The sequence below is a fragment of the Paragemmobacter amnigenus genome, from assembly GCF_009908265.2.
GTDB classification, from domain to species: domain Bacteria; phylum Pseudomonadota; class Alphaproteobacteria; order Rhodobacterales; family Rhodobacteraceae; genus Paragemmobacter; species Paragemmobacter amnigenus.
Genome location: NZ_JAAATX020000005.1, coordinates 1 through 19,554 on the forward strand (window position 1 = coordinate 1; position 19,554 = coordinate 19,554).

18 protein-coding genes are annotated in these 19,554 nt (G+C 67.3%); 3 read left to right on the plus strand and 15 right to left on the minus strand.

Annotation, left to right across the window (positions count from 1 at the left end; translation table 11 throughout):
- Positions 1–128 precede the first annotated feature (128 nt).
- The 15 genes from GU927_RS07715 to GU927_RS07785 form a co-directional block, all read right to left on the minus strand.
- Positions 129–662 carry a HutD/Ves family protein gene (locus tag GU927_RS07715; RefSeq protein ID WP_161761784.1) on the minus strand — a complete coding sequence of 178 codons (534 nt, stop codon included), beginning with the start codon at positions 660–662 and terminating at the stop codon, positions 129–131.
- Positions 659–1,813, minus strand: coding sequence for a DNA recombination protein RmuC (locus tag GU927_RS07720; protein WP_161761785.1), 1,155 nt, complete (start codon positions 1,811–1,813; stop codon positions 659–661). The genes GU927_RS07715 and GU927_RS07720 overlap by 4 nt, the downstream gene beginning before the upstream one ends.
- Complete coding sequence (gene mutL / locus GU927_RS07725) at positions 1,810–3,654, minus strand: DNA mismatch repair endonuclease MutL (protein WP_161761786.1); 1,845 nt, start codon at positions 3,652–3,654, stop codon at positions 1,810–1,812. The genes GU927_RS07720 and mutL overlap by 4 nt, the downstream gene beginning before the upstream one ends.
- 49 nt (positions 3,655–3,703) lie before the next feature.
- Positions 3,704–5,026 carry a M16 family metallopeptidase gene (locus GU927_RS07730; protein ID WP_161761787.1) on the minus strand — a complete coding sequence of 441 codons (1,323 nt, stop codon included), beginning with the start codon at positions 5,024–5,026 and terminating at the stop codon, positions 3,704–3,706.
- Positions 5,023–6,381, minus strand: a complete 1,359-nt coding sequence (locus GU927_RS07735) for a M16 family metallopeptidase (RefSeq protein ID WP_161761788.1) — start codon at positions 6,379–6,381, stop codon at positions 5,023–5,025. The genes GU927_RS07730 and GU927_RS07735 overlap by 4 nt, the downstream gene beginning before the upstream one ends.
- A gap of 88 nt (positions 6,382–6,469) precedes the next feature.
- Positions 6,470–7,009, minus strand: a complete 540-nt coding sequence (locus GU927_RS07740) for a DUF3035 domain-containing protein (RefSeq protein ID WP_161761789.1) — start codon at positions 7,007–7,009, stop codon at positions 6,470–6,472.
- A gap of 53 nt (positions 7,010–7,062) precedes the next feature.
- The gene (gene lspA, locus GU927_RS07745; protein ID WP_161761790.1) at positions 7,063–7,569 is read right to left on the minus strand and encodes a signal peptidase II; all 507 of its coding nucleotides are present in this window, start codon (positions 7,567–7,569) and stop codon (positions 7,063–7,065) included.
- Positions 7,570–7,583: 14 nt separating this feature from the next.
- On the minus strand, positions 7,584–9,170 hold the full coding sequence (gene purH, locus GU927_RS07750) for a bifunctional phosphoribosylaminoimidazolecarboxamide formyltransferase/IMP cyclohydrolase (RefSeq protein ID WP_161761791.1): 1,587 nt from the start codon (positions 9,168–9,170) through the stop codon (positions 7,584–7,586).
- A gap of 24 nt (positions 9,171–9,194) precedes the next feature.
- Positions 9,195–10,916 (minus strand): heparinase II/III family protein, encoded by a 1,722-nt coding sequence (locus GU927_RS07755; protein WP_161761792.1) that lies wholly within the window; start codon positions 10,914–10,916, stop codon positions 9,195–9,197.
- A gap of 101 nt (positions 10,917–11,017) precedes the next feature.
- Positions 11,018–12,163, minus strand: coding sequence for a saccharopine dehydrogenase C-terminal domain-containing protein (locus GU927_RS07760; protein ID WP_161761793.1), 1,146 nt, complete (start codon positions 12,161–12,163; stop codon positions 11,018–11,020).
- An 87-nt stretch (positions 12,164–12,250) separates the two neighbouring features.
- Positions 12,251–13,300, minus strand: a complete 1,050-nt coding sequence (locus GU927_RS07765) for a saccharopine dehydrogenase (RefSeq protein ID WP_161761794.1) — start codon at positions 13,298–13,300, stop codon at positions 12,251–12,253.
- A gap of 3 nt (positions 13,301–13,303) precedes the next feature.
- On the minus strand, positions 13,304–13,534 hold the full coding sequence (locus GU927_RS07770) for a WGR domain-containing protein (RefSeq protein ID WP_394357665.1): 231 nt from the start codon (positions 13,532–13,534) through the stop codon (positions 13,304–13,306).
- 65 nt (positions 13,535–13,599) lie between these two features.
- A complete protein-coding gene (locus GU927_RS07775; protein ID WP_161761795.1) occupies positions 13,600–14,388 on the minus strand; it encodes an exodeoxyribonuclease III in 789 nt (262 codons plus the stop codon).
- Positions 14,389–14,453: 65 nt separating this feature from the next.
- Complete coding sequence (locus GU927_RS07780) at positions 14,454–14,768, minus strand: hypothetical protein (RefSeq protein ID WP_161761796.1); 315 nt, start codon at positions 14,766–14,768, stop codon at positions 14,454–14,456.
- Positions 14,769–15,149: 381 nt separating this feature from the next.
- Positions 15,150–15,836, minus strand: coding sequence for a response regulator transcription factor (locus GU927_RS07785; RefSeq protein ID WP_161761797.1), 687 nt, complete (start codon positions 15,834–15,836; stop codon positions 15,150–15,152).
- Positions 15,837–15,986: 150 nt separating this feature from the next.
- Between GU927_RS07785 and ribA the strand changes: the two genes are divergently transcribed.
- The 3 genes from ribA (at position 15,987) to GU927_RS07800 (ending at position 19,538) form a co-directional block, all read left to right on the plus strand.
- Positions 15,987–17,087: a GTP cyclohydrolase II gene (ribA, locus tag GU927_RS07790; protein WP_161761798.1), complete on the plus strand. Its 1,101-nt coding sequence runs from the start codon at positions 15,987–15,989 to the stop codon at positions 17,085–17,087.
- Complete coding sequence (locus tag GU927_RS07795) at positions 17,084–17,593, plus strand: L,D-transpeptidase family protein (protein ID WP_232489158.1); 510 nt, start codon at positions 17,084–17,086, stop codon at positions 17,591–17,593. The genes ribA and GU927_RS07795 overlap by 4 nt, the downstream gene beginning before the upstream one ends.
- A gap of 136 nt (positions 17,594–17,729) precedes the next feature.
- Positions 17,730–19,538 (plus strand): amylosucrase, encoded by a 1,809-nt coding sequence (locus tag GU927_RS07800; RefSeq protein ID WP_232489159.1) that lies wholly within the window; start codon positions 17,730–17,732, stop codon positions 19,536–19,538.
- The last annotated feature ends 16 nt before the right edge of the window (positions 19,539–19,554 follow it).

Sequence of the window (19,554 nt, forward strand, 5' to 3'; positions counted from 1 at the left end):
TGCTCTCGACTGTAGACGGTAAGGCGGGCACCTTGGTGCGGGTTGTTCATCCTGCGGAATCCTCGGCTGGAGTTTGGCGATTGCAGCCTAACCCCGCTTCGGGTGAACAACCTCCCGAGAATTCACATCTAGATCGCCCCCGACGGCAGCCCGAACACCCGCACGGCAAGGAAAAGCCCGTCCACCCGCGACGGGCTTTCGCTTAGGCACAGATCATGCAGGCCGACTGCCTGCCCGTCGACCACCCCCGCCTGCAAGGCAAACAGCGCAAGCAGCCCCCCCGCCGCCAGATCGGCCCGCCGTTCCACCGTCACCACGGGGCGCGGCAGCCCACGCGCCGTCATCACGTTGAAATCCCGCGACGGGATGCCCCCGGTCCCCACCGCCGCCACCGGCACATCCCCGGCAAAGGCCACCGGCACCAGCGGCGCGCAATCCAGCGCGATGCCCGCCCCCTCCAGCCAGAAGCCCGGCCCGTCGATCACGGTCAGGTTCCGCTCGATCCCGTCGAATATGGAAAACGGCCCATCCTCGGCCACCGTCGCCATGGACAGGCGCAGCAGCATCTGCCCCGCCACCTCGACCCGCAGCATCTCGACCGTCACGCCCTTGCCGTTCTTCCACGGCTGGCGCGTGTAATCCGCCACCGTCCGGCGGATCATTCCGCGACCCGCGGCGCAATCAGGGGCGCGGCAGGACCCCCGATCTCCTCGAAGTCGAAATTGTCCAGACGGCGGGCGCGTTTCGTGGCCTTTTCGGTGGAAATCTTGATCTCTTCCACATCCTTCACCGCCTGCCCGAAATGGCGGTCCAGGTTCTCCACCCGCGCGCCCAGCCGTTCCACATCGGCATAAAGCAGCGCCAGTTCCTTGCGGATCGCCCCCGCCTGTTCGCGCATCCGCGCATCCTTCAGCACCGCGCGCATCGTGTTCAGTGTGGCCATGCAGGTGGTAGGCGACACGATCCAGACCTTGGCCGCGAACCCCTCGCGCACCACATCGGGGAAATTGGCGTGAAGCTCGGCATAAACCGCCTCGGACGGCAGGAACATCAGCGCGCCATCCGCCGTCTCGCCCTCGAGGATATACTTCTCGGAAATCGCCTTGATATGCGCCCGCACCGCCGCGCGCAGCAGGCGCTGCGCCTCTTGCGCCTGCGCGGGGGTCTCGGCGCGGCGCAGCGCCTCGTATGCCTCCAGCGGGAACTTGGCGTCGATCACGATGGGGCCGGGGGGTTTGGGCAGATGCACCAGACAATCCGCCCGCCGCCCGTTCGACAGCGTGGCCTGCATCGTGAAACTGTCCGACGGCAGCGCCTTCTGCACGATGTCGTTCAACTGGATCTCGCCAAAGGCACCGCGCGTCTGCTTGTTCGACAGGATGTCCTGCAAGGACAGCACATTGCCCGACAGCTTTTCGATATTGGCCTGCGCGCGGTCGATGGTTTCCAGCCGCTGCTGCAATTCGCCAAGGCTGCGCGCGGTGCGGGTGGATGTGCCGTGCAGCGCCTCGGTCATCTGGCGCTGCACATCGGCCAGCCGCTGTTCCATCAGCTTCAGCATGGAGGACTGCCCCACCGCCGCCGCCTCGGACACGTGATGCAGGCCACCGGCCAGCCGTTCCTGCCCTTCAGACAGGGATTGAACGCGGTTGCCCATCCATTCCATCTGCCGCAGCAACGGTTCCGCCATCCGCGCCGACCGCGCCGCCGCCCGCAGCGTCAGAAGCAGCACCACCGCCACGACCAAAGCCCCCGCCGCAATCAGGACAAGGGGGTCGTTCCACGCATATTGCACGCCGCCAAGGGTAATCATCGCCGTCCGAACAGCCGCTCGATATCGGCCAGCTTGAGTTCAACATAGGTCGGCCGCCCGTGGTTGCACTGGCCGGAATGGGGCGTCGCCTCCATCTCGCGCAGCAGGGCGTTCATCTCCTCGGGTCGCATCTGGCGGCCGGACCGCACCGATCCGTGACAGGCCATGCGCGACAGCACCGCCTCGATCCGGGCCTGCACCAGTTGGCTGTCGCCCACATCGGCCAGTTCGTCCAGCACATCGCGCACCAGGGCCGCCGCATTGACGGCGCCAAGGATCGCGGGCGTCTCGCGCACTGCCACCGCCGACCCGCCAAACGCCTCCACCCCCAGCCCCAGCCGCGCCAGCGCGGGCGCATGCTCCAGCAGCCGCGCGGCGTCACCGGGCGACAGGTCCACGATCTCGGGGATCAGCAGCGCCTGCGCGGTGATGCCGTGGTCGGCCATCTGCCGTTTCAGCCGTTCATAGACCAGCCGCTCATGCGCGGCGTGCTGGTCGACGATGACGATGCCCGTCTGGGTCTGGGCGATGATGTAATTTTCATGCACCTGCGCCCGCGCGGCCCCCAGCGGGCGGGATAGCGCCTCGGGTTCCACCGGCATTTCGGCCCGCGCGGCGGGGGCTTCGGCAAAGCCGCTGTCGGGCAAGGGCGCCTGAAAGGCAAAGCTGCGCGCCAGCGTCGCCTGACCCGCGCGGTCCATCTGGTAGACGCGCGGGGGCATCGCCGCCACCGGTTCGGGCCGGAACGCCGCCAGCGTCGCATCCGCCACGGTGGAGCTTGCCCGATGCCCCGCCCCCGTCAGCGCCGCGCGAAGGCCGGTGATGACCAGCGACCGCACCGCCTCGGGCTCCCTGAACCGGACCTCGGCCTTGGCGGGGTGGACGTTCACATCCACCCGTTCCGGATCGCAGATCACGTTCAGCACCGCCGCCGGATGCCGGTCGCGCGACAGGAAATCGAAATAGGCCACCCGCAGCGCGCCGAACAGCATCCGGTCCAGAACGGGGCGACCGTTGACGAAGACGAACTGCTGCACCGACGACCCGCGCGAATAGGTGGGCAGCGCGGCATAGCCCGTCAGCCGCAGTCCGTCGCGGTCCACATCCACCCGCACGGAATTCTGCGTGAACTCGGCCCCCAGAACCTGCGCCAGCCTTGCATGCAGCGCGTCGAAGAAATCGCCCCCCGTCGGATCGGCGCGGAACATCACCCGCCCCTCGCCCCCGCCCGTCAGATCGCGCAGGGTGAAGCCCACCGTGGGTTCAGCCATGGCCAGCCGCCGCACCACATCGGCGATCGCCTGCGCCTCGGCCCTGTCCGACCGCAGGAACTTCAACCGCGCGGGCGTGGCGAAGAACAGGTCGCGCAATTCCACCACCGTGCCACGGGTCAGGGCGGCAGGCTTCACCGCGCCCATCCGCCCGCCCGCCACGGCAATCTGCGCCGCCTCCTCCCCCGCCGCGCGCGAGGTGATGGTCAGCCGCCCGACCGACCCCAGCGACGGCAGCGCCTCGCCGCGAAAGCCGAAGCTGTGGATGTCCAGCAGGTCCGACCCGTCGATCTTGGACGTCGCATGACGACACAGCGCCAGCGGCAGATCCTCCGCCGTCATCCCGCAGCCGTCATCCGTCACGCGGATCAGCGTCTTGCCCCCGTCCGCATAATCGACCGAAATCCGGCTTGCCCCCGCGTCCAGCGCGTTTTCCACCAGCTCCTTCACGGCAGAGGCGGGACGTTCCACCACCTCGCCCGCCGCGATGCGATTGACCGCCGCCTCGTCCAACTGGCGTATCACCGGACGGCCGGACGGGCCGGATATCTTGGGGCTGGGTGCGTTCATGCACCCATATGTAGCAGGCCCAGCCACGCAGTTCTACAGATTCGGCCCGTCAGTCGGTGGCAGTCACGCCCTCGGGCTGGCCCACCACGACAAAGCGCAGGTCGGCAGGGCGGAACAGACTTGCCGCCACCCGCTTCACATCCGCAGCCGTGACCGCATTGACCTTGTCGTTGCGCGTCTTGGGGTAATCGGGCGGCAGGTCGATCAGCTGCATGTTCACCATGATCGTCGCCAACTGCCCGTTCCCGTCAAAGCGCAGCGGATAGGCCCCGGTCAGATAGGTCTTGGTCTTTTCCAGCTCCTCCGCCGTGATCCCCTCGGTCGCGATCCGGGCCCATTCCGCGCGGATCACCTCCATCGCCTCGGCCACGCGGGCATTGGCGACGGCGGCCTGTCCCATCACCATCTCGGCATTGTCATACCCCACCAGCGACGTGCCGATCCCATAGGTCAGACCGCGCTTCTCGCGCACCTCGGTCATCAAACGGGCGGAAAAGCGGCCACCGCCCAGAACCTCGTTCAGGATGGTCGCGGCGAAGAAGTCGGGATCGTCGCGCCGGATGCCCGAATGGCCGAACAGCACCACCGATTGCGGACCGGGAAAGTCGCTGACCGTCACCCCGCCCGTGGCATGGAACTCCGCCCGCCCCGCCTGCGGCGCGCCCGTTTCGGGCAGCGCGCCCAGAAGCTCGTCCAGCAGCGCGCCCAGCTCCTCGGGCGTGATATCCCCCGCCGCCGCCACATAGATGCGGTCCCGCGCCAGCGCCGCCCGATGCGCGGCCACCAGATCGTCCCGCGTCAGGGCGGTCACGCTGTCGAGGGTGCCGTCGCTGTCCCGCTCGTAGGGATGCCCTTCAAAGGCCATGTCGCGGAACAGGTCGCTGGCAATCGTCTCGGGGTCCTTGGCATCGGACCGCAACCCCGCCAGAACCTGACCCCGCACCCGCTCCACCGCATCGGCGTCGAAGCGCGGCGCGGTGATCGCCTGCCGCAGCAGATCGACCGCCTGATCGCGGTTCTCGGTCAGGAACCGCGCCGACACCGCCACCGTGTCGATATCCGACGCAAAGGTGAAGGACGCCGCCAGCCCGTCGCGCGCGGCGGCAAAGGCCTGCGCGTCCATCTCGCCCGCCCCTTCCTCGATCAGCGCGGTCATCAGGTTGACCGCCCCCTCCTTGCCCGCAGGATCAAGGCTCGACCCGCCGCGGAACCGGATTTCCAGCGCGGTAAAGGGGATGCCATCCTCCTCCACCAGCCATGCGGTGATCCCGCCGGGCGAGGTGACGGTCTGGATATCCACCGCCGCCCGCGCGGGCAGGGCCAGCAGGACAAGCGCCACCGCAGCGGGGATCAGCCGGAACAGACGGGTCATTGGGCGACCTCCTCGCGCATCAGGTAACCGGTCACGGCGCGGTCGCGGTCAAAGACCTGCTTCGCCGCCGCCACCACGTCCTCGGGCGTCACCGCGTCCAGTACATCCGGCCATGCCTCGATATCCTCGACCGTCAGCCCCACCGCCAGCCCCTCGCCATAAAGCCGCGCCAGACCTTCGGCATCGTCGCGGGCATAGATGTCGGCGGCCCTGATCTGCGTCTTGATGCGGGCAAAGGCCTCGGGGTCCGGCCCCTCTTCGATGAAGCGGGTAATGGCCGCGTCCATAGCTGCCTCGGCCTCTTCCAGCGGGGTGTCGGGCGTGGGCACCACGACCAGACTGAAGACCGTGTCATCCACGCTCGACGGATCGTAGAAGGCCGCGGCATAGACCGCCTTCTGCGTGTCGAACTGCAACGCGCGGGCCAGAACGGATGTCGTCCCGTTCCCGCCCAGCAATTCGGCCAGAATGCTCAGCGCCGCAGCGGTCTTCTGGTCGCCGGGGTCACGTTCCGGTGCCAGATAGGTGCGGCTGACATAGGGTTCGGACACCCGCGCATCGGCCAGAACCATCCGCCGTTCCGCCAGTTGCGGCGGCTCGGCCACGCGCTGGCGGGGGGTCACCTCCGGCGCGGCGGGGATCGGGCCGTAATGGGTTTGCGCCATGGCGCGCACCTGATCGGGCGTCACATCCCCCGCCACGACAAGGATCGCGTTGTTCGGCGCGTAATGCGCGCGATAGAAGTCCAGCGCATCCTCCTGCGTCAGCCCCTCCATCTCGTGCCGCCAGCCGATGATGGGCCGCCCATAGGGATGGTGCAGATATTGCGCCGCCCGCATCTGTTCCCCCAGCAGCGCACCGGGGCTGGAATCCGTGCGCTGGTTGCGCTCTTCCAGAATGACCTGCCGCTCGGGGTCGACCTGTTCCTTCGCCAGCCTCAGGTCGGACATGCGGTCCGCCTCCAGCTTCATCATCAGGTCCAGCCGGTCCGCCGCCACGCGCTGGAAATAGGCGGTGTAATCCCAGCTGGTAAAGGCATTGTCACTGCCCCCCTGCGCCTCGACCAGTTCCGAAAACGCGCCCGGCCCCACCTCGTCGGTGCCCTTGAACATCAGGTGTTCCAGAAAATGCGCGATGCCCGACTTGCCCGCCGGTTCATCCGCCGCGCCCACGCGATACCACACCATCTGCACCACGACCGGCGCGCGGTGATCCTCGATCACCACCACCTCCAGCCCGTTGTCCAGACGGAAGGACGTGACATCCTCGTCCGCCAGCGCGGGCATCGCCCACAGGCACAGCATCGGCGCGGCAACGCGGGCAAGGGCGCGCAGGGGGCCCGGTATCTTCGGCATCGCTTCCTCCGGCAGACCCGACAGCGCGGGCATCCGGCGTCAAGGTGCGCCGGACGGACGGCGGGATCAACCCGCCCCTACGCGGATGTTACTCGTCCTCGCCCGGCTGCGGCGGCGGGGCAGAGGGCGTCGCGGCACCGGCACGGCGCCAGCGCCACAGCTCGGCCTGCTGGTCCAGCGACATGGGCTCATAGGCCTTGAAATAGACGTTCACGTCGAACAGCCGTTCCAGCAGACGCCCGTCATTCTTGCGCCGGTATTCCAGATCCTCGGCCGCCAGCGTCGCGCGGATATCCGCCGTCACGCCATAGCGCGCGGCATAATTGTAAAGCCCCGCATGCGCCGCACTGACCCCGTCGCGCGGGCCCAGATTGCCGCCCAGCGCCGCCACGGCCTCGGCCTCGGGGTCGCGGTCGGTGCGGTTCATGCCACCGGGTGTGGGTTCCGGCAGCACGGCCAGATCCTCGGGCATTTCCAGTGCTTTGGGCGGAATGATCCCGAATTCGTCCGGACCTGCGGTGGTCGACCGGATGTTCATCAGCGACGGCACCTTGTCGCCATTGCCGCATGCCGCAAGCGTCAGCACCATCGCCGCCGCGATGGCGAGGAAACGCCGTTCTGCCCGCATGCCTGCCTCCGTCACACTCTTCGCCCCCGTCTTAGCGCAAGTCGCGCGGCGCGTCACGGGGTCTTTCCGGCCTTGCGCCCCGCCTTGCCACCATCCGCCTTGCCGCCACCCGTGAACAGGATCAGCCCGATCGCACCGGCAAAGATGGCGATATCCGCCACGTTGAAGGCATAGGGGTTCTCGATCCCGCAGCAGGACATGTTCAGGAAATCCGCCACCGCGCCATAGACGATCCTGTCGATCACATTGCCCAGCGCGCCGCCCACCAGCAGCCCCGCCGAGACCTGCGCCCAGCGCCCCGCCCCCTCGCGCCGAATCCACAGCCACACCCATACCGAAATCCCCAGCGCCACCGCGATCAGCACCCAGCGCATGATCTCGGCATCATGGGCGAACAGGCCGAAATTCACCCCCCGGTTCCACGCCATGCGGAACGTCAGGAAGGGCGGCCACACATCGATCGCCCCCCGCTCGATCAGGTTCATCGCCTGCACGACGGCCCATTTGCTGACCTGATCCAGAACGAAGATCACGGCGGCGGTGATGGCAGCGATCCTCATGGTCCTATCCCCCCTCAGTGACGGAAGTGCCGCATGCCGGTGAACACCATCGCCAGCCCCGCCGCATCCGCCGCCGCGATCACCTCGTCATCGCGCATCGACCCGCCGGGCTGGATGATGGCCGTGGCCCCCGCCTCGGCCGCCGCGATCAACCCGTCGGCAAAGGGGAAGAAGGCATCCGACGCCACCACCGACCCGCGGGTCAGCGGCGTGGACAGGCCCAGCGCCTCGGCCATGTCCTGCGACTTGCGGGCGGCGATGCGGGTGCTGTCGATCCGGCTCATCTGGCCCGCGCCCACGCCCACCGTGGCCCCGTCCTTCACATAGATGATGGCATTGGACTTCACATGCTTGGCGACCTTCCACGCAAACAGCAAATCCGCCATCTCCGCCTCGGTCGGCGCGCGCTTTGTCACCACCTTCAGGTCCGCCGCCGTCAGGCTGCCCGCATCACGGTCCTGCACCAGAAACCCGCCCGCCACCTGTTTGAACGCCGTCCCCTTGGCCCGCGCATCGGCCAGACCCGCCGTCGTCAAAAGCCGCAGGTTCTTCTTCGCGGCAAAGATCGCCCGCGCCTCGTCGCTCGCGCCCGGCGCGATGACGACCTCGGTGAAAATCTCGGTGATCCGCTCGGCCGTCGCCGCATCCAGCGGCCGGTTCAGCGCCACGATCCCGCCGAAGGCCGAGGTGCGGTCGCAGTCATAGGCCCGCGCATAGGCCTCTTCCAGCGTCGCACCCGTCGCCACGCCGCAGGGATTGGCATGCTTGATGATCGCGCAGGCCGGACCCGCCCCCGCGAATTCCGACACCAGTTCAAAGGCCGCGTCGGTGTCGTTGATGTTGTTGTAGGACAGCTCCTTGCCCTGCCACTGCTTCGCGGTCGCCACGCCCTCGCGCTTGGACCCGTCGGTGTAGAAGGCCGCGCCCTGATGCGGGTTCTCGCCATAGCGCAGCCCCTGCGCCAGCTTGCCCGCAAAGGACCGGTAGCGCGGCGCCGTCTCGCCGATCTCGCCCGCCAGCCAGTTCGACACCGCCGCATCATAGGCCGCCGTGCGGCTATAGGCCGTCAGCGCCATCTTCTGCCGAAAGGCCAGCGTCGTCGCCCCGCCATGCGCCGCCATCTGGTCCAAGAGCGGCTGGTAATCCGCAGGGTCCGTCAGCACCGTCACGAAGCGGTGGTTCTTCGACGCCGCGCGGATCATCGCAGGTCCGCCGATGTCGATATTCTCGATGCAGGTCGCGTGATCCGCTCCCTTCGCCACCGTCTCCTCGAACGGATACAGGTTCACGATCAGCAGGTCGATCGGCTCGATCCCGTGCGCCGCCATGGCCAGCAGGTGTTCGTCATCGTCCCGCAGCGCCAGCAGCGCGCCATGCACATTGGGGTGCAGCGTCTTGACCCGCCCGTCCATCATCTCGGGGAACCCCGTGACATCCGACACGTCCCGCACCGTCAGCCCCGCCGTCCGCAGCATCCCCGACGTGCCGCCGGTCGAGATCAGCTCCACCCCCCTTGCCGCCAGCGCGCGGGCAAGGTCCAGCAGACCCGACTTGTCGGAAACGGAAATCAGCGCGCGGCCGATGGGAACGAGGTTGGTCATGCTTAGCACCCCCCAAAGGACAGGTCAGACCGGAACCGGCAATTCCTCGCGGTCCAGATCGCGGATGGCGAGCGGAGTATCCTGTGCCTTTGCCAAGGTCCAGCCGATCCGGCTTTCAAACCCGCCGGCAAGCGCCGAAAGGACGATCTGTTTTGTCGCACGCGGCTGCAAACGCCCTTTTTCCAGATAGGCCGACGGTTCAAGGCCCAAGATTCCGGCACCGTCATGACGGAACACCCAGATTTCCCCCGACTTGAGCGCCAGCGACACCGCCGTCCCGCCCATGTCCAGCGTGGCATCCACATCGGGATGCAGGTGGAACCGCACCGCAAAGGCCACGCCCTCGGGCCGCCGGGCCAGAACGGAGGACAGCCGCTTGCGATCCGCCGCGCCCCGCGCCTCCAGCAGATCGGTCCCCGTCAGCCGCCGCCCCTGCACGTCCAGCGTAAGGATACGCGCATGGGTCAGACCGTGGCTCGCCACCCAGCCCCCATGCGCCGCCGACAGATGCACCCCCCCGTGATCCTGCGCCTGCTGCATGGCAATGACCTGCGCGCGCGACGCGAACTCGGCCCCGCCCTTGCCCAGCCGCGACGACGACGACCCCTCCAGCGACAGTGTGGAATGCGACGCCGTCGCCCGCCCTGCCAGTGCCCAGTCCTCGCCGAAGGGCCGCCCCGACCCGCAACTCACGATCACCGGCCGCCGCCCCGAGGTCAGCTCGAAAGCCAGCGTCGAGGCATGGGCATTCTCGCCCGCCGCCCCGTCCGGCGGTGCCGCCGCATCCACGATGACCGTCGACCGGCCCGAGGCCAGCCGCACGAAGCCCATCGCAGGAACGCCCGCCACCGGCCCGCCCCGCACACCCGACACCGCCAGCGCCTGATCCAGCCGCCCCTCCAGCCCGCGCCCGCCGCCGTGGAACCGCGCCAGACCGCCATCCGCATGGCGCAGCGCGCGCAGCGTCGGCACGATCCGCCCCACCGCCGTGGTCAGCTCCACCGGAACATCCCGCCCCGCCTCGGCCAATGCCTGCACCGCCCAGTTCAGCAGCGTCAGCACCTCCAGCAGATCCTCGGGGTTGCGCGTCGGGATGCCGCCGCCCGCATCCACTTCGCGCTGGCAATCCCGCGCCAGCGCCTGCACCGCCCCGCGCACCAGCCCCGCCTTCCCCTCCAGCGCCAGCCCCGCCACGATCAGCCCCGTCAGCGCCTCGAACCGCGCCAGACCCGGCGCCGCCCGCATCCATCGCCGCGCAAGGAAATGCGTCTGCACCGTCAGCGCACGGAAATAGGTCTCGGACCCCGCCCTGTCCTGCCCCTGCAGGATCAGCGTCGCATGGTTGATCCACCGGATCAGCCGCCGCCCCGTCAGTTCCGGCGTCCAGCCCGCCCCCCGCCCGCGCCCGAAGCGCGCGATCCAGCCATAGGTCCAGTCCTGCGCCCGCTTGCGCGCCGCCGCATCGCCCAGCGCGGCCAGATCGTCCAGCCAGACAAACCCCTGTATCTCGGTCGCAAAGGCCGGATCGGGCGCGGCCACGTCCCAGATCGCGGTCCCCGGCGCCTCGACCAGCTTGCCCGCAAACAGGAAGTTGCCCGCCACCAGTTGCCGCCCGCGCGCGAACAGCCCGATGGTGCGCGGCTCGGGCTGCGACAGGAAGGCCTGCGCGGGCCGCGCCAGACCTGCGCGCCAGACGGCAAACCGGTTTCCCAGCGACCCCGCCGATGATGTCCTGCTGGCTGCCATCCCCGCCTGTACCTGCACTGCCCCGCCCGGATGTGCCCCCGGATCTGGCGTGCAGTCTAGCCGCAGGATGGCCCCGCTGTCACCTCACATCACGGCGCGCCTCAGCGCGCCAGATGGTCCACCCGCTCCAGATACTGGGCCAGCCCGCGGATCTGCCCCATCCACTTCGCCAGAAGCTTCGGGTCATGCGGCGCGGCATGGACCCCCGCCGGAATCTCGCGCGACAGCACCGATTCGACCGCCAGAGACACAGGCACCGACACCAGCCGCGCCATGGCCGTCCCGCGCGCATCGCCCCATGCGTCCATCGCCCATTCCTCGTGCCAGACGACCTTGCCGTCCCGCTCGGCCTTCAGCGACACAAACAGGATCACGCGATCCGGCTCGCCCTCGTCATAGGAATTCTCGGCCCAGAACTGCGCCGCCATCTCGGCCAGCCGCGCATCGCCCGCGGGGCCTTCCAGCGTCTCGATCTCGCGGAACACGGGCGCCCATGCCTCGGCCCAGCCGTTCAGGCGGATGGTGCCGCGCACGAAATCCCTGACCTTCCAGTCGGGGTCGAAGCGGTAATCTTCCATGAAGGGATAGGAATCGCGGTTGGGATAAACCTCGAAACTCTCGGGCACGGGCAGCGGCGCGTCATAGGCAGTGATCGCATCCCATGGCCGGTTCACCCGCAGCTCGCTGAAATTCCGCAAGGACCGCGACGGCGACCGCAGCGCCTTCAGCACGCCCAGCGGCGACCACGAAAACTTGTAGCGGAACGGATTGGCGATCTTCGGCACCCCCCCGCAATAGGAGGTGAAGGACAGCACGTTGCCCGCGTCATAGGCCGCCGACGCCCGATACCGCACCACAAGGTCATGCGCCATCAGATGGTCGATGCCGGGGTCCAGACCCACCTCGTTCACCGAACACAGGCCCTTTGCGCGGAAGTCGTCATCCAGCGCCCGCATCTCCGGCGCGATGTAGGACGACGACACGAAATGCGCGCCCTTTTCCAGACAGACCTTGGCAATCCCCACATGCTGATCCGCGGGCAGCATGGAAATCGCCACATCCCCCGCCTGCAACGCCGCCGCCAGCGCATCCAGGGCATAGGGCCGGATGTCCTGCGTCAGGTCGCCCACCGCCTCGCGCGCCTTTTCGACGGTGCGGTTCCACACCACCACCTTGTGCCCGCCCTCGATCAGCCGCCGCAGCCCCGGCACCGAGGAAAGCCCCGTCCCGCACCAATGGATCGTCATGTTCCCGTCTCCCTTGGCGGGGCCCCCGCCCCGCAAAAATCTTCGAAGATTTTTGCAAATTCCTTCCAAGGAATTTGCCTCTCCGCGTCACACCGTGGCGATATGCCGGTCGTATTCCGCCTTCGCCCGCCCCCAGACACCCGCGCCAAGCTCGCCCAGCGTCAGCAGGCTGGGCAGAAGTTGCGCCGCGTAATCCTGCGACGATTCCACCGGCATCAGCGACGGCAGGTTGTCGATCGCCGTCACATCCAGCGGCGGGTTCTCCGCCACGCGCAGCGCGGGCGCGGCCCAGTCCGTCGCGCGGTCATAGACCTTGATGGGCGAAAAGTCCGACGTCGGATCGCAGGCGATATCCCCGATCACCGTCAGCTTGCGCGGGTCGGTCTTGGCGCTGGCCGGCACGAAGACCGGACACCCCGGTCGCGCAAGGATGCAGTTCAGGAAGATCTCGTGCTGCAACACCTCCGGAAACGGCCCGCCGCTTGCGGTTTCGGCCATGTCCCATTTCGTCACCGCCACGCCCATCTTGGCGCACAGGTCCGACGCCCCCGTCCCCACGCGCCCCAGCGCGCCGATGACGATGGCGCGGGGGCGGTCCATGCCCGCCATCTCGCGCTCCAGATCGGCGATCAGCGCCGCCTGACTGGCATACTTGGCCACCGGCCCCGCGATCCCGCCGCGCTGCTGCGCCGCCCAGCATTTCAGGGAAACAGCCGCCCCCGCAAACCCCGCCCAATAGCCGAAGGCCGCGACGCGCCGCCCGCCTTCGTCCACCAGATATTCCAGATCATAGAGCGTCCCGCCGCCCGCCTTGAACCGGCGCAGCAAGTCGCGCCCCGCAGGCTGGCCCTTGTAGGCATGGCCGAACATGATGTGGCGATGCACCAGGGGCGTGCCATCCTCGGGCAATTCCTTCAGGCCGAAGATGATCGCGTCGCGCGGCGCATCGGGCCACAGGTTTTCCGCCACGATCTCGCACCCCGCCGCGCGGTAGCCGTCGATCGGAATGGCCCGGACCGAGCTTTCCTCGACCGACACCCGTATCCCCGCCTTGACCAGCGCCGCCGCGCCCTCGGGCGTCAGTCCGACCCGTTCCTCGTTCGGGCGCTGCTCGGCCCGTACCCACAGATGCGTCATGCCTTATCCTTCCAAGGCGCGGTATCCGCGCCGTCCCGCCCGCCTGCGCCACCGCTCTGCCGCCAGACAGGCGTCGCGCAGATTGGAAAACCACACCAGCAAGGCCTTGCCCCGCTTGCCCGTCCGCCCCCATTCGCGCAGCACGGAATACTCGCCGAACAGGTTGTAGCTGACCTCGACGCGGTAGAACCAAACGCAGGGGCGGCTGTCGCGCAGCATCACGAAATTCAGCACCGGCAGGCTCCGTCTTGCCGTTCCGGCCCATGGATTACCCAGATTGGCCGCGCGGCGAAAGGGGATCAGATGTCGAAGGACGCGAATACCGGCACATGGTCCGACGGCTGCTCCCACCCGCGACAGGGCCGCAGGATGCGGCTGCCATGCCCCGCATTGGCGATATCCGGCGTCGCCCAGACATGGTCCAGCCGCCGCCCCTTGTCCGCCGCATCCCAATCCGCCGCGCGATAGGACCACCACGAATAGAGCAGCCCCGACGGAATATCCTGCCGCGTGATATCCACCCATTTCCCCGCATCCTGCGCCTGCGCCAGATGCTCCACCTCGATCGGTGTGTGGCTCACGATCTTCAAAAGCTGCTTGTGCGACCAGACATCATCCTCGCGCGGGGCGATGTTCAGATCACCCACGAGGATGGACCGCGCAGGCTTTTCCGCAAAGAAATGGTCCCGCATCTCGGTCAGGAAATCCAGCTTCTGGCCGAACTTCTCGTTCTGCTCGCGGTCGGGAATGTCGCCCCCCGCCGGAACATAGCAGTTGTGGATCACCACCCCGTTGGGCAGCCGCGCCGCCACGTGCCGCGCATGGCCGAGGCTGGCAAAATCCCGCGCCCCCACCTCTTCCAGCGGCAGCTTGGAAATGATCGCGACGCCGTTATACCCCTTCTGCCCCCGTGCGACCATGTGGGTGTAACCCAGCGCGCGGAACGTCTCGACGGGGATCTTCTCGACCGGGCTCTTGCATTCCTGCAGGCACAGCACATCCGGCCCCTCATCCGCCATCAGCCGCGCCACCAGCCCCTCGCGCAGGCGGACCGAGTTGATGTTCCAAGTGGCAAGGGTGAAGGGCATTCGCAGGCTCCGGCAAAAGGGACGGCAGACCCTAGGGCCGACCGTCCCGATGCTCAAGCCCGCGCTCAGTCGTTGAGCGTGTAGGTCTCGATCCCGCACAGATCCTGCGTCTGCTCCAGCTCGCCGCCCTCGGCGGTGGCGAAGCGCAGGTCGAACTCGCAGATTTCCGAACCGCCGGTGATGGTGACGGTCGCCGTTTCACCCGGCGCCACGATCTGGTCGCCCAGGATGTTGTCGCCCCATTCATCCGCTTCGGTAGGCGAGACATACATCTCGTTCAGGGTGTGCGAGCTGGCATTCTCCAGCGTGAAGACCAAATCTTCGGCCAGAACCGGGGTTGCCGACAGGGCGGCCAGCGCGGCCACGAACATGTAACGCATAGAAACCTCCAAATGGGCCGCAGACCACCTGCAGCACGACGCCTTCTTACAAAGATCACGGCGAAAACCAAAAGCCGTTTAATTATACTTTGGTATGAAACCGCGCACTCCGGCAGGAAAAAGCCCGGGCAATTCTGGCCCGGGCATCAAGTCCAACAGGGAGGTAGGCCCTGTCTATCGCAGGCCCGTTTGCGAAACCTTGACACAAATCAATATCTGCGCCGCATCGTTCCGGCGGCAGAAAAAAGGCCGGGCACGAAGCCCGGCCAGTTCCAACAGGGAGGATGCCATGTCATGACCCCGACATGGCAAGGGGATCGGTCATGCGATCAATCTCGCATGAAAGGGTATATAGGGAGTGAATCCGGCGACAATAAGACCTCAGGCCACCAGACGGTAACCGCCGCTCTCCGTCACCAGCAAACGCGCATTGGACGGATCGGGTTCGATCTTCTGCCGCAACCGGTAGATGTGGGTTTCCAGCGTATGGGTCGTCACACCGGCATTGTAGCCCCAGACCTCATGCAGCAGCACATCGCGGGCCACAACGCCTTGTTGTGCGCGATAAAGATACTTCAGGATGTTGGTTTCCTTTTCCGTCAGACGGATCTTCTTGTCCTTCTCGTCCACCAGCATCTTCTGCGCCGGCTTGAAGGTATAGGGGCCCAGCTGGAAGATCGCGTCCTCGGATTGCTCGTGCTGGCGCAACTGCGCCCTGATGCGCGCAAGCAACACAGGGAATTTGAATGGCTTGGTCACATAGTCATTCGCCCCCGCGTCCAGCCCCAGAATGGTGTCCGCATCCGAATCGTGACCCGTCAGCATAAGCACCGGACACTTCACCCCGCCCTTCCGCATCCGGCGGCACAGCTCGCGCCCGTCGGTATCGGGCAGACCCACGTCAAGGATCACAAGGTCGTAAAGCCCCGCCTTCGCCTTCTCCATCCCCTCGGCGCCGGTGCGGGCCTCGAACACGTCGAAATCCTCGGTCATCACCAATTGCTCGCTCAGCGCCTCGCGCAGGTCGTCATCGTCATCGACCAGAAGGATTTTCCTCAGCGTGCCCATCCGAGCCTCCGTTACTGTCCGCTGCCTTCCAGATGCGCCCCGCGCGCGCCTCCGGCAAGAATTGCAACCATCCTCTCACGCGGTCGTGTCGGCTTGTGGGGATATGTTTCAATTTCCCGCGCATCCGCCTAGATAGGGGCAGAGGATTACATGCCGATACGCTCCGCCCTTGCCCCTACCCCTGTCGAACGCCTTGCCCGCGCACGCGGTGACCTGCGCATGGGCGTACCCGTTGTCATGACAGGCGACGGCCGCGCCTTTCTGGTCGTGGCGGTGGAATCGCTGGAACCTGCCCGCCTCGCCGCCCTGCGCGCACTGGGCCAGCCGGAACTGGCCCTGACCGCCCGCCGCGCCGAAACGCTGAAAACCCCCGCCTATGACGGCGACATCGCGCGGATTCTGGTGCCCGCCGATATGGGGGTGGACTGGCTCCGCGCCCTTGCCGACCCCGCCGATGACCTGCGCGTGCCGCTGAAAGGCCCGCTCCGCAGCCTGCGCGATGGCCAGTCGGACCTGCACCGCACCGCGCTGCAACTGGTGAAATCCGCCCACCTCCTGCCCGCCGCCCTGCTGGTGCCCGTCCCCCATGGTCTGGCTCTGGCCGAAGAAAACGGCCTCACCCTGCTGCCCCATGCCGACATCGCGCCGGAACTGGCGCGCATGTCGCCCCTGCACGCGGTCGTCAACGCCCGCCTGCCCATGGCTGCCGCACAGGCGGGCCGCGTCCACATCTTCCGCCCCGAAGACGGCGCCGAAGAGCATTACGCGATCGAGGTGGGCAAACCAGACCGCTCCCTCCCCGTCCTTGCCCGCCTGCATTCCGCCTGCTTCACCGGCGATGTGCTGGGGTCGCTGAAATGCGACTGCGGCCCGCAACTGCGCGCGGCGCTGGCCCAGATGGGACAGGAAGGCGCGGGCGTCCTGCTCTACCTCAATCAGGAAGGGCGGGGGATCGGGCTGGCCAACAAGATGCGCGCCTATTCCCTTCAGGATCAGGGCTTCGACACGGTCGAGGCGAACCACCGTCTGGGGTTCGAGGATGACGAACGCGACTTCCGCATCGGCGCCGGCATCCTCCGCCAGATGGGCTTTTCCTCCGTGCGCCTGCTGACCAACAACCCGCGCAAGATCGCCATGATGGAAAGCTGCGGCCTGACCGTCACCGAACGCGTCCCGCTGAAGGTCGGCCAGACCGACCAGAACGCCGCCTATCTGGCGACCAAGGCCGCGAAATCCGGGCACCTCCTGTGAAACCGTCAGACCTGATCGTCACCCGGTGGGGCGCGCGCTTCATGGGGCGGACCTTCCCCTGTTCCATCGGGCGAGGCGGCATCGTCCCCGCCCGCGCCAAACGCGAAGGCGACGGCGCCACCCCAGCAGGGGTGCACCGCTTTGTCGGCATGCTCTACCGCCCCGACCGCCTGTCACCGCGCGCCCTGCCCGATTGGGCGCTGCCCTTCGGCCCGTCCGACCTGTGGTCCGACGACCCGCGCGACCCCGACTACAACCTGATGGTCCGCGCCCCCCATCCATGGTCGCACGAACGCCTGACGCGGCCCGACCCGATGTACGACCTGATCCTGCTGACCGACTGGAACTGGCCCCATGCCGACCCCGGCCACGGCTCCGCCATCTTCGTGCACACATGGCGCCGCCCCCGCCGCGCCACCGCAGGCTGCGTCGCCTTCGCGCGGCCTGACCTCCTCTGGATCGCGAACCGCATCCGGCACGAGACTCGCCTGATCATCCGCCCCTGAATCCCGCTTCCCAAACCGCTTTGGACCGCATAATGTGCGCCTCGACAGGGGAGGACGGACCATGGCCCGCACGCCATCTTCGGATGACGACATCTTAGCATTGCGCCTTGACCGCAGCGCACCGGACCTCTGGCCGATGCTTGACGCCCTCTATGGCGAACACCCCGCCTATCCCGCCTTCCGCGAGCGACTGCTGGACACCATGCGCAAGGCATGGGCCGACCGCGCGCCCGACCTGAAACGGCTGGACCTGAAACGCGATCTGGAACCCGACTGGTTCCAGCGGCCCGACATGGCGGGCTATGTCTTCTACATCGACCGCTTCGCCGGAAACCTGCATAACGTTCTGGAAAAACTGGATTATCTCCAAGACCTCGGGATCACCTACGTCCATTTCATGCCCTGCCTGAAACCCCGCCCGGGCGACAGCGACGGCGGCTATTCCGTCATGGACTACCGCGCCATCAACCCCGCCTACGGCACCATGGCCGATTTCGAACAGGTCACCGCCGAACTCCGCAAACGCGGCATCTCGGTCTGCATCGACCTCGTCCTGAACCACACCGCCAAGGAACATGACTGGGCGCAGCGCGCCGCAAAGGGCGACCCAGCCTATCAGGACTATTACCTGATGTTCGACGCGCCCGACCTTCCAAAGCGCTATGAAGAAACGCTGGTCGAGGTCTTCCCCGACAACGCGCCGGGCAATTTCACCCATTACCCCGATTTCGGCAAATGGGTCTGGACCACCTTCAACGAACACCAGTGGGACCTGAACTGGGCCAACCCGCAGGTCTTTCTGGAAATCGCGGACATCATGCTCTTCCTCGCCAATCGCGGCGTGGATGTCCTGCGCCTCGACGCCGTGGCCTTCATGTGGAAACGGATGGGCACCCGCTGCCAGTCCGAACCCGAAGTGCACATGCTGCTTCAGGCCCTGCGCGCCGTCTGCCGCATCACCTGCCCCGCCGTCCTGCATCTGGAAGAGGCGATCGTCGCCCCCGCCGAAATGCTCCCCTACCTTGGCCGCGGCAGACATGACGGCAAGGAAGGCAACCTCGCCTATCACAACTCGCTCATGGTGCAGTTCTGGTCATCGCTCGCCACCCGCGACACGCGGCTGATGACGCATGTGATGGGAACCCATTTCCCCGACCGGCTGACCAATGCGACCTACGCCACCTATATCCGCTGCCATGACGACATCGGCTGGGCCGTGACGGACGAGGATGCCGCCGCCCTCCACCTCTCCGGCCCCGGCCACCGCGCCTTCCTGTCGGATTTCTACGACGGCTCCTTCCCCGGCAGCTTCGCCCGCGGCGCGCTGTTCCAGGAAAACCCCGCCACGGGGGACAAGCGCATTTCGGGCAGCTTCGCCTCGCTCGCCGGCCTCGAAAAAGCCATCGCCGAAGGCAACATGGCCGAGGCGGAACATGCCACCCAGCGCATCCTGATGGGCCACGCCCTGATCGCGGCATGGGGGGGCATCCCGCTGATCTATATGGGCGACGAGCTGGCGGCCCTGAACGATTACAGCTACCGCGACACCCCCGAACACGCCCATGACAGCCGCTGGATCCACCGCCCCCGCATGGACTGGACCGCCGCCGCGACGCGCCATGACGGGCTGACCCATGCCTCGCGCGTCTGGCTGGGGGTGCGCCACATCCTGCAGCGCCGCCGCGCGACCCCCGCCCTGCACGCCGCCCACCCGATCCGAGTGGTGCCCTGCGACATCCCGCAAATCCTCGCCTTCCGCCGCGACGCGCCGACGGGAACGCTGCTCTGCCTGTTCAACTTCGCCGAAAGCTGGGCGCATGTCCCCGAAGACTGGGCCCGCGCGCAAGGGGCGACGCGCATGCAGGACGAGCTGTCGAACCACCCCGTCGAAACCCACCACGGCAACATCGCCCTGCCGCCCTATGCGCGGGTCTGGCTGGCGTAGGATGGGCAATATTGCC